The sequence below is a fragment of the Niabella beijingensis genome (genome assembly GCF_020034665.1).
Lineage (GTDB): Bacteria > Bacteroidota > Bacteroidia > Chitinophagales > Chitinophagaceae > Niabella > Niabella beijingensis.
This window is the reverse complement of sequence record NZ_JAIQDI010000002.1, coordinates 366,231-381,130: the sequence shown is the minus strand read 5'-3', so window position 1 is coordinate 381,130 and position 14,900 is coordinate 366,231. Positions and strand designations below refer to the sequence as shown.

The window sequence follows — 14,900 nt, the reverse complement described above, 5'->3', positions numbered from 1 at the left end:
CTACGAATGACGCACTTTAAAACAGAGATTTTTTATGCAATTTTGGTAGGGCTGACAACGAAAAAGGCCCGGAAACATTGCATTTCCGAGCCTTTTTATAAGATTTGATAATCTATTTGCGGTGAGGGCGGGATTCGAACCCGCGGTACAGTTTAACCCGTACGGCAGTTTAGCAAACTACTGATTTCAGCCACTCATCCACCTCACCGGCTGATTCCCTTACAGGGGTTGCAAAAATAGAGAAACTCAACTAAATAAACTAAAAATTATACGCAATTTCATTAAAAAACACAGGAAAAAGATGCAGTTATATTACATGGCAGCCAGTTGCACTTTCTGATGCAGCTCCAGTACGTTTTCCCTAAAGACAGCATCCGTATCCATCAGGTCCTTGACCGTCTGGCAGGAGTGGATCACCGTGGTATGATCCCGGCCACCGAAATGTTCCCCTATCGTTTTGAGACTGTTCTTGGTAAAGGATTTGGCCAGGTACATGGTGATCTGACGGGCCTGAACGATCTCCCGCTTACGGGTCTTCTGCAGCAGCTTGTCGTAGGGCACATTGAAATAATCGCAGACCATTTTCTGGATCGTATCGATGGTGATTTCTTTGCTGGAAGATTTGATAAAATTCCGCAGCACTTTTTTGGCCAGGTCCAGATCGATCTCACGCCGGTTAAGGGAGGACTGTGCCAACAATGAAATCAGCGCTCCTTCCAGCTCCCGTACATTGCTGTTGATATTATAGGCGATGTATTTAACCACCTCTTTGGGCATTTCCAGACCATCCGTCTTCATTTTCCGCTCCAGTATCTCGATACGGGTCTCATAATCGGGGATCTGAAGGTCGGCACTCAGCCCCCATCTGAAGCGGCTCAGCAGGCGTTCCTGCACACCTTCCAGGTCTTTGGGCGACTTGTCGGAAGTAAGGATCAGCTGCTTGCCCGACTGGTGCAGGTGGTTGAAGATGGCAAAAAACGCATCCTGGGATTTCTCCGCCTTGCTGAAGAATTGCACATCATCCACGATCAGCACATCGATGAGCTGGTAAAAATGGATAAAATCATTGATGGCATTGTTCCGGCTGTGATCCATGAACTGGTTGATGAACTTTTCGGAACTTACATAAAGCACTATTTTATTCGGATGTGTTTTCTTTACCTCATTCCCAATAGCTTGTACCAGGTGTGTCTTTCCCAGACCCACCCCGCCATACACTACCAGCGGGTTAAAGGAATTGGCGCCGGGTTTTTCCGCCACGGTTTTGCCGGCACGGCGGGCCACACGGTTGCAATCACCCTCAATATATGCATCAAATGTATAATTGATGTTCAGCTGCGGGTCGATCTGCATCTTTTTGATGCCGGGGATAACAAAAGGGTTCTTAACAGGATTATTGATCACGAGCGGAAAATCCATTTCGTTATTGGAGTAGGTCTTGTACCCCGTTCCTGTAACATCCATGGTCAGCGGTTTGTTCTTACTGTTACCACTGTCTACCATAATGCGGTACTCGAGGCGGGCTTCTTTTCCCAACTCACGCTTCAATGTCTTTGCCAATAAATTTACGTAATGTTCTTCAAGATACTCAAAAAAGAATTGGCTGGGGACCTGGATCACCAACACATTATTTTTTAATGAGATTGCCTTTATCGGTTCAAACCAGGTTTTATAATGCTGCCATTCAACAATGTCTTTAATAATCTTTAAACAATTAGACCAGATTTTTTCGACATTTTTCTCCATCAGAAGTTACCAAGTTTATTGATGCATTTACGATAATGTTTCTCCTAAAAGTCCAGCAAAAAACCATCTTCTCATAACGATAAAAAAAGTTTCGCGGGACAGCGAATATCCACATTTATTCAACATAAAAAAAATTTAATCGGCTGTTTTTTTTGCGTACAGCACAAAAAAAATTTTTTCTGATTATTTCTTGAATTTTTTTCAAACAAACCAGAAGATAAATGAACAACAAGACCGCCTCAAGCCGCTGCTTTGCGTTAATCTGCTGCTTAACAATTAAGCGGTGTCACTCTTAGCCAAAAAGGCTGAAACCCTTTACTGCAAAGGATTTCAGCCTTTTGATGTTTTATTTCACTATTCGATTCCCTCCGGGAGACCTGGTCCGGAAAACCGGAGCAGCGACAGCGGGAAGGTGCGGAATATATTAAAAAATCACTTTGATTTTGCCTTTGTTTTTGCAGGTGCTTTAGCGGCGGCCTTAGGTTTTGCCTTGGCCTTATCAGCCGTTTTTTTCTTCACCTCTTTCAGGGCTTCTTCAATGGCCTGGCTTAACAAGGCATAGGTGGTTTTTCCCTTCACCACTTTTCCATTCACAAAGAAAGTGGGCACCTCTTTTACTCCCAGGTCAAGACCATATTTCAGATCATCCTGAACCTGCCATCCGTAAGTACCGTTTACCAGCTCCTCCAGAAAATTTTTATTGTTGACCCCGGCTTCCTTTGAATGTAATTTTAAACTTGTAGTACCAAGGTTTCTTCGGTTTTGAAACAACACATTATGCATTTCCCAGAATTTACCTTCCTGCGCAGCGGCAATGGCAGACTCTGCAGCCTTTAAGCTGCGCTGATGAATTCTTGTTTGAGGGAAATGACGAAAATTAAGTTTTACCTTGCCTTCGTAATTTTCAAGAATCTGCTTTACGATCTCATTGGCCTTGGCACAGTCCTCGCTTTCATATTCCCCGAATTCCATTAAAACTACGGGCGCGTCTTTCTTACCTACAAATATGTCCTTAGGCTCAATAATTTCCTCAGCTTCTTTCTTCAGACTCATACAATTAAAAAATTTATCTGGTTTAGATGGGCGGTTCGATTTTTAAACTTTTAAAAATCAATACATAAATACAACAAATATCTCAAAAAAGCGGTTGAAGATAATTTTTTTTTTCATCTTACAAATTTTTTCTTTTCACCGGAGCTACTTTTTACACAATTCACTGGGTACCAGCCAACAACATCTTATCGGTGCCATCCGGCAAAAAAAATCCCCGCTGGGTGCGGGGATCGTTTTTTCTTTATTTTTTAAGCGGGTTTATTATCATTTCTAAAGACCACCGTATTATCAAAAACATCCACCAAAACAGGCCGCGACCGGTCGAGGTCTCCCTGCAGGATCCGTTTGCTCAGCTGGTTCACGATCTCCTTTTGGATCAGCCTTTTCAGCGGCCGGGCCCCGAACTGGGGATCATACCCCTGCTCTGCCAGAAACTCCAGGGCATAATCGCTGAACTCCAGCTGGATACCGTTCTGGGCTACCAGTTTCTTCAATGCTTCCAGCTGTATCTTTACAATATCCACAATATCTTTCTTCAGCAGGGGATGGAACATGATGATCTCATCCACACGATTGAGGAATTCCGGCCGGATGGTCTCCCGCAGCAAACTCATCACTTCTGTCCGGGCCTTTTCGGTTGCCGCATCCATCGTCTTTTCACTCACATCCTCAAAGGCATTCTGAATAATATGACTGCCGATATTGCTGGTCATTATTATAATCGTATTCTTAAAATTAACCACCCGCCCTTTATTATCCGTCAGACGGCCGTCGTCCAACACCTGCAGGAGTACGTTCCATACATCGGGATGGGCCTTTTCGATCTCATCCAGTAATACCACACTGTAAGGCTTCCGGCGCACGGCTTCGGTCAGCTGTCCGCCTTCCTCGTAGCCCACATATCCCGGAGGGGCACCTACAAGACGGCTTACGGTATGTTTTTCCTGGTACTCACTCATATCGATACGCGTCATCATACCCTCATCATCAAAGAGGAATTCCGCCAGGGCCTTTGCCAGCTCTGTTTTACCCACACCGGTCGTTCCCAGGAAAATGAAGGAACCGATGGGCTTGCGCGGATCCTGTAACCCCGCACGGCTTCTGCGCACGGCATCCGCCACTGCGGTAATGGCTTCGTCCTGTCCTACCACACGCTGGTGCAGATGCGCTTCCAGGTGCAGCAGCCGCTCCTTATCGCTTTGCAGCATCTTTGTTACCGGGATACCGGTGGCCTTTGCCACGCTTTCCGCAATATCTTCCGCATCCACTTCTTCTTTTAATAAACGGCTCTCTGCCGTGTCATTGAGCTCTTTGGTAAATTGAAGGATATTTTGCTCTTCTTCTTTTATCTTACCATAGCGGATCTCGGCTACCTTTCCGTAATCCCCGTTCCGTTCCGCCTTTTCCGCCTCCACTTTGTAATCCTCGATCTTTGCTTTACCGGCCTGGATCTTTTCCACCAGTTCTTTCTCCTCCTGCCATTTCGCCTTGAGCGTATCACGCTCTACCGAAAGATTGGCAATATCCGTATTCAGCTGTTTTAATTTATCATCATCATTTTCCCGCTTAATGGCCTCGCGTTCGATCTCCAGCTGCCGGATATGCCGGTTCAGCCGGTCGAGCTCTTCCGGCATAGAGTTCATTTCAAGCCGCAGCTTGGCGGCGCTTTCATCCACCAGGTCGATGGCTTTATCCGGCAGGTACCGGTCTGTGATATACCGGTGCGAAAGCTCCACCGCGGCTATGATGGCCTCATCCTTTATACGGACATGATGGTGCGTTTCATACTTATCTTTCAGCCCTCTCAGGATCGATATTGCGTCTTCCACACTTGGCTCATCCACCACTACTTTCTGGAAACGACGTTCCAGAGCCTTATCTTTTTCAAAGAATTTCTGGTATTCATTCAGCGTGGTAGCCCCCACGGCCCTCAGCTCACCGCGGGCCAGTGCGGGTTTCAGGATATTGGCGGCATCCATGGCGCCCTCACCACCACCGGCTCCCACAAGGGTATGGATCTCATCGATAAACAGAATGATCTCCCCGTCGCTGCCGCTCACCTCTTTTACCACCGATTTCAGGCGCTCTTCGAACTCTCCTTTATACTTTGCCCCCGCTATAAGTAATCCCATATCGAGTGCATAGATCACTTTTGATTTCAGATTCTCCGGCACATCCCCGTTAATAATCCGGTGGGCCAGTCCTTCCACAATAGCGGTTTTACCTACCCCCGGCTCTCCCACCAGGATGGGATTGTTCTTGGTCCGGCGACTCAGGATGTGCAGGGTCCGGCGGATCTCTTCATCACGGCCGATCACCGGATCCAGTTTTCCCTGCCGGGCCAGTTCATTCAGGTTCTTTGCGTATTTATTCAACGCATTGAACTCCTGCGATTGCGTTTGAGAAGAAACGGTATCTCCCTTCCGCAGGTCCCTGATCGCCGTGATCAGTCCCTTTTGGGTAAGACCGGCGTCTTTAAGCAGTTTGGCAACCGCATCGCCCCCCTCCACAATTGCCAGCAACAAATGCTCGGGGGTAATAAATTCATCATTGAATTGTTTTAAGGCCGCGCCGGCCCTTAAGACCACGTTATTGGCATCCCTGCTGATCTGCTGGGCGGGCTCCCCGTTAGTGGTGGGCAACTTGGCCAATAGCTCATCGAGCTTGGTATGTACCAGGTTGATGGTTACATTGTTTTTCTTGAGGAGGAAGTCAACCGGCGAATCCTCCTGGTCCAGGATCGCCTTTAAAATATGCTCCACCTCTATGTTCGGATTTTTAGCATTAAAGGCCAATTGCTGGGCCTGTTGAAACGCCTCCGCTGCTTTAATTGTAAAATTTCCTAAGTTCATAATTTGTAATTGTTAGTGGTTACAGGTTACCCGGCTTTGCCCCCAAACTTCGGGGCTGAATGCATTCCTGTATCCAGGATCAGGTGCCTGCAACCTGTATCACAATAGCAAATCAAAATCCAAGCCGGTTTAAGAGGAAATTTTGTCAGGATCTACGCTATTAAACTGACTATAATTCAGTCAAAATAAACGATTTATGCAATTATTGCAGGAAATCTGTGATAAAGGAGATACTGCTCAATCCGCATCGGGGTCAAAGACCCAGGGCACCGCATTCCGGTTCAGCTGCTGCGCTCCCTCCAGCGGGATCACGGTGAACATCAATTTCGGCGGCACCTGCCAGTCCTTTAATGGATCGAATGCATCCACCGGGAGCTTTACCAATACCGTATTCCATCCTTTGCTGACGGTTATTTTATGAGGTGGGCGGATATAGTACATTTCATCAACAAGCGGATCCTCGAGCAATCCGCTTTTCCTCCCGGCAAATTTAAATGCGGGCGGGGTTATGAGCTGCCCGTTGATCCAGATCCTGCTTTTGTTGTAATCCCAGCTACCTTTCGGAGGTGTCGCATCTGCGCCGGATTTCGACTGGTCCTTTGTATCGATCCAGAAATCGAATGTTCCGGAAACCGGGCTGCGGAAGCGGGTGCTGGCATACCAGGTCGTATACTCCTGCGGATGCGGCAGCCAGGCAGCAGTAACCGGAAAATGCGTATGCCAGAGCCAGACGGTACCACCGGTGGCGGAGATGCCGCGAACCTGTTGAATCGAATCAGGCCGCTCCTCCGGCCAGAAAGATTGCTCCAGGTTGCCGGAGTTCGGAAACGGCCCCAGCAACTTCCAGCGTATCTGCGTTTGTTTTACATACTGAAAAGGCAGGAGCGAAAAATATTTCTGCTTATGCACCAGGAGGCGCTGCTCAAACGCTTTAAACGCTGTTGCCCGTTCCGACCCTGCTGCCCCTATAAAGAAGTTATATCCGTCATACCCCCCGCCTTTCCAGCTCCGTTCCGCAAAAGCAAGCAGAGAGGGGTACACTGCATTGTACCGCAACAGATCATCCTGATGCGTCACCCGCCGGTCGCTCCACAAACAAAACTCTGCACCCAGCAGGCGTTGATCCCCCCGGTCCTTTTCGAAGAACTTACGGTTAAAAATGGTGACCACCGCATTCTCCGGGTCCATGTCGCTGATATAAAGGAACCGGGAGTCGATATAACGGCCTCCCGTATCGGTTTTGTAATGCTGATCCTCTGCTTTCCATAAATGCTGGATGGTCTGCGGGTTCTTACTTTCCCCGGGATTCCATGCGATCACTTTTTTTCCAAGGGAATCCAGCAGTGCTTCTACCTGGGGAACAAATTGCTTATTCGTGATCGCTACTTCGTCGGCTCCGATATGAATATAAGGTACATCATATTCCGTCCCCACTTCCCTTAATATGTTTTTGACAATCTCCAGTCCCTCCGGGGTCTGCATATTGTACCCGGTGGCCCGGGTAAATGCGTCACTATGACCAGGCATATCTATTTCCGGCACCAGTGTTATAAACCGCTGCCGGCAGTAAGTGATCAGTTCTTTTATGGCTTCCACAGTATAAAACCGGCCCTTATCCCGCGTCATGTGTGCCGCGCTCGTCAGCTGCGGATAGCGTTTTACCTGAAGTCGCCAGGCAGCATGTTCGGTGAGATGAAAGTGAAAGACATTCATCTTATACCGGGCCATCATGTCGATCTGCTGTTTTAGCTGGTCTACCGACTGGAAGTTACGTCCCACATCCACCATATATCCCCGCCAGGAGAAGGCCGGATAATCGCTGACATCGCAGCCGGCGATTTTGTTTCCTTTCAGCAATTGAACGAGGGTCTGCAACCCGTTAAAGATACCATGCAGTGTATTGGCTTTAAGCAATATGTTTGCAGCCGATACGGTCAACCGGTACCCCTCTTCCGGGCAAGCAGGCTCCTGCACGTTCTCCAGCGCTATATAAACAGACCGGTCTGCAAGCCTGCCCGGAACCGTCTTTTTTACAGGAAGCTGTTTCAGTCCGGCGGGTAAAAATTGAGCCAGCAACGGCTCCAGGCTGTCGGACGATATATAAACAGCTGCGGCCCGTGAAATATCAAACGCTTCATTTTTCCAGCTCAGCTCACGGGGTAGCGGGATCAGCGCAGCTCGTTCCGTTTGCGCTGCAGCACATGGAAAAAGAAAGCAACTAACCAATAACAGTGCAATGCCTTTTTTCCTGATCGGTTCCAATCGTTTTTTCCGGTTCATTTGTAAAGGGTTCAGCCCGGGCGGCTGTAATAATTACCTGGGTATTACACCGAAGTTATCCGAAAGGCAGCTTCTGCCTGTCCTGTACCATCATGCACCGATGAACAAACAAGGAAGTTATTCCGGCGTTTAAGGCTCTGTGCACATAGTGCCACCGGTATTTGCACTAAATGTATTGCCCCATTGGCCAAAGTTCGTTACCAGTGCCGGATGCCGGATGCTGATGGCACACCCGCTGTTATTGGTGATCTGATTGTTATACACCTGACAGCCATCATCCGGCTGGTTTAAATTATTCTGAAAGCGTATGGCATGCCCATAGGTCCTGTCGATGGTGCAATTAAAAATATTGGCACCATTTGCCTGATCGATACCAATAGCACCTACCCCCCTGTTGTTTTTATTATTTTTATAAAACCATACATTGTTTACAAAACAATTGTGTGAGCCGCCATCGATCGTGAGCCCCTCTCCTCCGTTTTCGTAGCATTGTGAGTTCTTGATCGTATTATCCGAGCTGGCCCACTGCGAAATGCCGACAATGTAATTATAGTAGGCTTTCACACCTTCGATCCACAGGTTGTTTGCGTTATGTATGAGCAGACCCGAGTGGCCACTGTTACGGAAATGACTGTTGTAGATCTTTGTCTGGTTGCCGAAAACCCGCATATTGGGTTCCGGAAGATTCCCCCCGTCGATATAGATCCAGTCTATTACGGTGTTCAGCATGCCGGCATCCACATCAATTACTGAAACGCCCTGCCCGGGTGCTGCCGGCGCTTTGCGCAGGTAATTGGTAGGATCCGTACCGTTGTTTTCCCCTCTTATGGTCAGCCCGCTTTTATTCACATGCACGGTTCCCGTGAAATAATGATTCCCGGCCCGGATGACAATGATGTCGCCGGAAGTGGACTGATTGATCAGGGTTTGAAAAGCAGCGGTCTCGTCCGGTCCGTTCTGTGCATCCAGATACCGTGTAACAGCCAGCAGCGTATTTGCGGAGGTTTTTGCAGCAATGGCCTGTTGCAGGGAATCGGCGCTCCGCCGACCGGGGTCTCCGGATTTACTGCAGGATAAAACAAGCAATAGGGCACCCAGCAGGTTGATACAAACAAAATACGTCTTTTTCATTTTTTGTTTTTTTAAGGTTTATAAAAAGGATCGGCTGCAAAACCTATGGTGTTATCCGTTTACCACGGCCAGCAGCGTGAGGTAATTGTCTACCAGGAACCCTTCATACCCCCAGCATTCGCCCTTCCAGGTTTTCCAGTCTTTGGTCATGGTACTGCCCGGACAGTTTCCTTCAAAATCGCCGTTTCTGAAACTTTCCAGCATCGGATTCAGTATAGCATCCGCCTGCGCCTGCATGCCCAGCAGCTTCAGTGCCTGGATGGTAAAGTAGGCATAGCAGCCGGTCGCTCCGCCGTTTTCATAGATCTGGAAACCATCCCGGCCTTCTTCGTCCTTACCATACCCCCATCTCCGGTCAAAATGAATATAATCTTCCCGGCGGACCGGGATAAGATTGCCCGGCAGTCCCAGCCGGAAATTGGTATATCCTACCTCATTCATTTTTTTCAGCAGTGCCGTCATGATGGCTTTCCCCTGTTGTATCCCGATCAGTCCATAACAAATCGCTACGCTGTTTACAAATACGAAATAATAATCGTGCAGTTTTCCGTCCGCGCTTTTCCATCCGGCCAGTACGTCCGTCTTTGTATTAAAAAAATTGGCGTAATAGTTCGACTTCAGCTTCTGTGCGAAATCCCGGTAACGCCCGGCGCCAGCCGTTTCCCCGATGCGATCGCTTACCTGAACCAACAGGGAGCAAGCCCGGTAGGCCAGTGCATTGGAATAGGCATCATCGTGTCCGAACCCAATGGTGTCCCACCAGTTGGCCGGTCTTGTATCTCCATCCCAGGAGCCGGCGTTGCCGGAATATCCGTATTCGATGATGCCGTCGCCATTCCGGTCGGTAGCAATCATCGCATCTGCCCATTTACAGATACCTGCATAATTCTTTTTTGCCCATTCCTGATCCTTTGTTTCCAGTATATAGTAGCAGGCCGCCATGATCAGCGAAGGAAAACTATCCGACGAATTGTACTTGCTGTGCCAGTTGGGCTTACCAACCATGCCATATCCCAGGAACCCATCCAGGTACCGGTCCAGTGTAGTACGTACCAGGTCAAACGCGTGCAGTCCTTCTGCCAGCAGCGGGGTCTTCCGGGCCATTTCGGCATAAAGGAATACTGTAAAAGCACAGGCGTCACTGGTGGTGTTGTTGGCCAGCAATTTAAAGCCCGGGCTCAATTGAAAAATATTTATAAAGTTCTTTTTAAATCCGTCGTACCGTTCATTATTGGCTGCAGGGGCATAATCCGGATAGATAGCCACTGATTCCAGCGTATAGGTAATGTCCGGATTTTTTCCATCCGCCGCAGGAAAGGTAATATTGACAAACGGTTTATCGGTAAGCTGCCCGTCATATCCCAGACGGCCGGCAGGATCGGAACAATGGACACGAAAAGTGCCCATACCCGGAAAATGCAGGATACAGGGGAACCACAACTGTTTTTCACCGGAAAAATGACCGAGTGCAGTACAATGATTTAATTTTTGTGAAAAAGGCAACAGCAGCGGTTCTGATCTCTCACCGGGTACGAATCGCGTGCGCATCTTTATTTCCTTACCGGAAAAAACAAGCTCCCATGCCGGAACGGCACCCGCTCCCACATAATAAGCAATGCTCTTCCCGGTTTGCCGGGTGATATAGATCAGGGCATTTTCCGTTGCGGTTTCCGTTAACGGACTTACGGGAAAATGCGACTTACCCAAACTATCCGTAGAAAAATGTACAAACCGCAAAAAACGCTTGTCCAGGCCCATTTTCAGGAACGGCGACTGGTATAAAAACGGGCTGTTGCTTTTGAGCACACCACTATAAGGATGACTCATTCCGCATGCCAGCCCTGCCAGTGAAATATTTCTGATAAATTTTCTTCTGTTTTGCATTGCTGTTGTGTTCTAGCGTTTTTTTGCCAAAAAAGAATAACTGCCCGAACCCAGTCTGATAACCGTTCCGGTACTGGTTGTTTCCTCGACAGGGAAGTTGCTGTCGTTTGTTATTATTTTCCCGTCTTCAAGAATAGTATCTGCTGCGGTAGCGGGAAGATATACCAAAGCGGTGGTATTTGCCGGTATCTTTATCTGCAATTGAAAACCCGCTGTTTCTTTTTTCCATGCCGATTTGATTTCACCCCGTACGGATTGGTAGGTTGCAGACACCCAGGTGAGTCCTTCGACCGGTTGTGGTTTGATTATAAACTTTTTAAATGCCGGTGTGCCGGGCAGGGTACGAATTCCCGCCAGCGAATGAAAAAACCAATATCCAACAGGACCGGCAAGAGAAGGCATTTGTACCAGGCCCCCATCCCAGCTTTCTTTCATTACTGTATTGCCTTTATTAAAAATCATATCAATCCAGCCGGGATAGTCTTCTTTTGTTGCCATTTGATACGCTTCGTTCGCCAGTCCCAGGTCACACAATGTGGTCAGCAGCACCGGTGTGGCCACAAACCCGGTTGACAAATGCCCGTTTTTCCGGGCAATCGCCTCTTTCAATTTTTGAAGCACGAGTTCTCTTTTATCATCGGGAACCAGTCCAAAATGAAGCGACATTAATTGTGCTGCCTGGCTCCCCAGCGCGTATTGGCCGGTCTGGGCATTGAGAAAACGCCGGTTATAGCTTTTCTTAATAGAAAGTGCCTGCTTTTCAAAATACAATGAATCGGAAGATTGATGCAATAATCCGGCAAACACAGCCATTTTTTTTGTAAAATGATAAAACGCTATGGTGGAGGTTAACGGAACCGGGGTGGAGGTAGGCCGTCCCCCTTCGCTGGAAGGTTCCATCCAGTCGCCCAGCCCCCACTCAACGATATGATCTTTGGAGATGGATTGTAAATATCCCAGATAGCGTTTCATTCCATCATAGCTATCACGAACGATATCCAGGTCCTGGTAGTATTCATACAGTTTTTCTGTATTATAAATAATCATGCCGCCCCACCAGGGACCGTTGATCGTAGGGCCGTCAAACCGGCTGGGTACAACGGGAGGAACATAGCCGTTTGAATGTACAATATCATTAAAGTCATATTGCCATTTCCGGTACATCCCGGCCACATTAAAATTATAGGCATTGACATCAAAACCGCCCTGTATATCCTGAACCCATCCCGATTTTTCACGTGTGGGATCATTGGGAAGATGTACAATATAATTATTGATTGTATTGATGAAGATATCCTGTATACTATTGAGCCGCTCATTCGAGCAGGAAAATGTTCCTGCTTTTTCCAGGCGTGTAGCTACCAGAACGCCAACAACATCATCGACTGCGGGGGTGTAGTCGATCCCCTCCACGGTGATGTAACGGAACCCGTTATAACTAAATCGTGGTTCAACTACTTTTTCGCCTTTCCCGTCCAGGATAATATAATGTGTTTGGTAACGGCCCAGCGTATGGCTGCCGGCACCCAGGTATTGGATTTTTATACGCTGCCCTTCGCGGCCTTTTAATTTTATTTTCACCCAGCCGCACAATTCCCTGCCCAGGTCGAACCGGTAACCGCTTTCTGTTTTTTCCACCCCTGTTGCAGGATGATAGCTGAGCCGTGTTACTGGCGATAACTGCTGGGCCACTGTTTTTCCCTGGGGTTTGTCAACAGGGAGGCACTGGTTCCACCCTGCATCCTGGAAACCCGTTGCGCTCCATCCGGGCATCTCCTGCCGGGCATCATAGGTTTCACCACCCAGAATATCATTATACCGGACAGGACCTTTTGTAGTAAATTTCCAATGCCTGTCAGAGGTTATAACAGCTGAGGAGCCATCCGTATATTCCAGGAAGAGCTGAAACAATAACCGGGGAGTGTTAATATAATCTGCCGTATAAAACCGCAAGCCATGAGGTACGATGGGATTGTACCAGCCGTTCCCCAGGATCACTCCAATGGCATTTTGACCCTGTCTGACCAATGATGTTACGTTATATGTGTTATACAGCACTCTTTTCTGATAATCGGTATAAGCAGGGTTCAGCAGCTCATCTGATACCCGCTGTCCGTTTAAATACAACTCATGATATCCCAGCCCGCACATATAAGCCGTAGCTCTTTTAACAGTTTTTCTATGGGTAAATTCCCTGCGCATATACACTGCCGGAGCTTCTTCATCAAAACGCACGTGTTTCCTGATAGAGTCGGCTCTCTGCCACATGCTATTTTCCGTTTCCATATCAAAATCGGGTAACGCCTTCAGGCCGCGCTGGTAGCCGGTAAGCTCCATATCGGAGCCAATCCATCCGCCCTTCCAGTCACCTTCCCGGAGCAGCCCCATTTTCCAATAGGCGATGGCACTCCATGCCGATACATTGCCCTTTTTATCCCATACCCTCACTTTCCACCAGCAGTTGTTTGCTGACTTCAGATGCACGCCGTTATAAAGCACCCCTATGTTCTGATCTGATGTTATTTTACCGCTGCTCCATAGATCATGCGATCCGTTTAACAGCTCCACTGAATCGGAAGCCACGACAATTTCATATGCGGCCTGGTACCAGTTTCTTTCCGGCGTTTCGATATGCCAGCTGAGCCGCGGTTGCGGCTTATCGATACCTAACGGGTTTATATCGTATTCGCATCTTAAATGAACCGGAACGGTCGCTGCTGTTTCCTGCGCGGCAGGCGGCTGCACACTTAGCATCAGAAAAAGAAGGCTCAGATAATACTGTTTCATCCGTATATTTTTTCCCGGTACACCGGGATTCATGATTTACAAGATGGGTCCGGGGCCGGCTCCTGGTTAAAGACCGTAAGCGCTTATCTCACCCAATACCATATAAGGCCCTTCACCGGTAAGTCCTGTAAATTTAAAATACCTGCCCGTAGCGGTTGACGTAATGGGAAAAAATTGTTCCCCATCTGCCAGCCTGTTAAAATTAAATATGCCCAGATCCGTCCAGGTAATATTGTCTTTACTGATCTGTACCTGAAACGTATTGGGCCCCCGGGGATCGCCTGCTGGTGCGTCTTTATTCGTCCGCTCAACGCCAAACCGTGTAAAGCTGTGCTCAGATTTCATATCGACAATCACCCAATGCGGATAGGGTGCGGCAGTGGGATTAGCCTGTGTGTGCCACCGGGTAGTAAAAGTGCCGTCAATCACGGCAGCGGCGCCACCGCCGGGCTCATCATGCTGGTCAGAAAATGCGACAACGCTCCATTTTGTTTTATCAAGTTTTATATCGCTGACCAAACTATACGCCTTATAAATCGTATCAACAGCATTGGAATCTGCCAGAAACAAAGAACGATACTCAAATCTGGTATCTGCCGCAAAATCACTGATCACACTTGCCGTTTGTGTATTGCTGATGAAAAGTTTTTGCTGAACACCGGTGGTATCTTTATAGATCAGCTGCAACCCTACTTCTCCGTTATAAACAGCAGCAGCCCCCCAGTTAATGGTTAAGATGCCTGCCCACACTGCGGCCGATGATATAAAACGGTTTGTCAATGCCGCCAGGTAAGTATCCCCGTAGGCACGCCCGTTCACTTCCACCGGTACGGAACTGTTACCGTTTTTGTCAAAGGTTTTAACGATAAATGTGTAAAACTGTTCCTGTAATCCGGTAACCGGCACATGAACCGTATCTTCTCCGGGCGAGATATTTATTGAAACAGAATCGCTGTAATTGTTCCAGTATACTTTCGCGCTGCTTACATTAGGATCGGAGGCACGTGGCCATACAATCTCTACTTTTTTATAGCCGGGTCGTACTACCGCCTTTGCTTTTTCTACGTACACCCTGCCTCCCGGTTCTATAAGGTTTTTATAGCTGTCGTCCATTTTTGAACAACCCAATGCGATGAGCAGGATATATAAAAATGATTGCTTCATGAA

8 protein-coding genes and 1 tRNA gene are annotated in these 14,900 nt (G+C 47.9%); all 9 read right to left on the bottom strand.

What is annotated here, in order from left to right; translation table 11 throughout:
- Positions 1–119 precede the first annotated feature (119 nt).
- The 9 genes from K7B07_RS17605 to K7B07_RS17565 all read right to left on the bottom strand — a co-directional run bounded on the left by K7B07_RS17605 (position 120) and on the right by K7B07_RS17565 (position 14,897).
- Positions 120–208, bottom strand: a tRNA-Ser gene (locus tag K7B07_RS17605).
- Between the two features lie 104 nt (positions 209–312).
- Positions 313–1,746, bottom strand: a complete 1,434-nt coding sequence (gene dnaA / locus K7B07_RS17600; RefSeq protein ID WP_223711839.1) for a chromosomal replication initiator protein DnaA — start codon at positions 1,744–1,746, stop codon at positions 313–315.
- 432 nt (positions 1,747–2,178) lie between these two features.
- Positions 2,179–2,799, bottom strand: a complete 621-nt coding sequence (locus K7B07_RS17595) for a DsbA family protein (protein WP_223711838.1) — start codon at positions 2,797–2,799, stop codon at positions 2,179–2,181.
- 248 nt (positions 2,800–3,047) lie between these two features.
- A complete protein-coding gene (gene clpB / locus K7B07_RS17590) occupies positions 3,048–5,651 on the bottom strand; it encodes an ATP-dependent chaperone ClpB (RefSeq protein ID WP_223711837.1) in 2,604 nt (867 codons plus the stop codon).
- A 237-nt stretch (positions 5,652–5,888) separates the two neighbouring features.
- Positions 5,889–7,931 carry a family 20 glycosylhydrolase gene (locus K7B07_RS17585; protein WP_223711836.1) on the bottom strand — a complete coding sequence of 681 codons (2,043 nt, stop codon included), beginning with the start codon at positions 7,929–7,931 and terminating at the stop codon, positions 5,889–5,891.
- A 129-nt stretch (positions 7,932–8,060) separates the two neighbouring features.
- Positions 8,061–9,062, bottom strand: a complete 1,002-nt coding sequence (locus K7B07_RS17580) for a right-handed parallel beta-helix repeat-containing protein (RefSeq protein WP_223711835.1) — start codon at positions 9,060–9,062, stop codon at positions 8,061–8,063.
- Between the two features lie 51 nt (positions 9,063–9,113).
- A complete protein-coding gene (locus K7B07_RS17575) occupies positions 9,114–10,946 on the bottom strand; it encodes a glucosidase family protein (protein WP_223711834.1) in 1,833 nt (610 codons plus the stop codon).
- Positions 10,947–10,958: 12 nt separating this feature from the next.
- A complete protein-coding gene (locus K7B07_RS17570; protein WP_223711833.1) occupies positions 10,959–13,733 on the bottom strand; it encodes a family 78 glycoside hydrolase catalytic domain in 2,775 nt (924 codons plus the stop codon).
- A gap of 66 nt (positions 13,734–13,799) precedes the next feature.
- On the bottom strand, positions 13,800–14,897 hold the full coding sequence (locus K7B07_RS17565) for a DUF4998 domain-containing protein (protein WP_223711832.1): 1,098 nt from the start codon (positions 14,895–14,897) through the stop codon (positions 13,800–13,802).
- Positions 14,898–14,900: the final 3 nt, after the last annotated feature.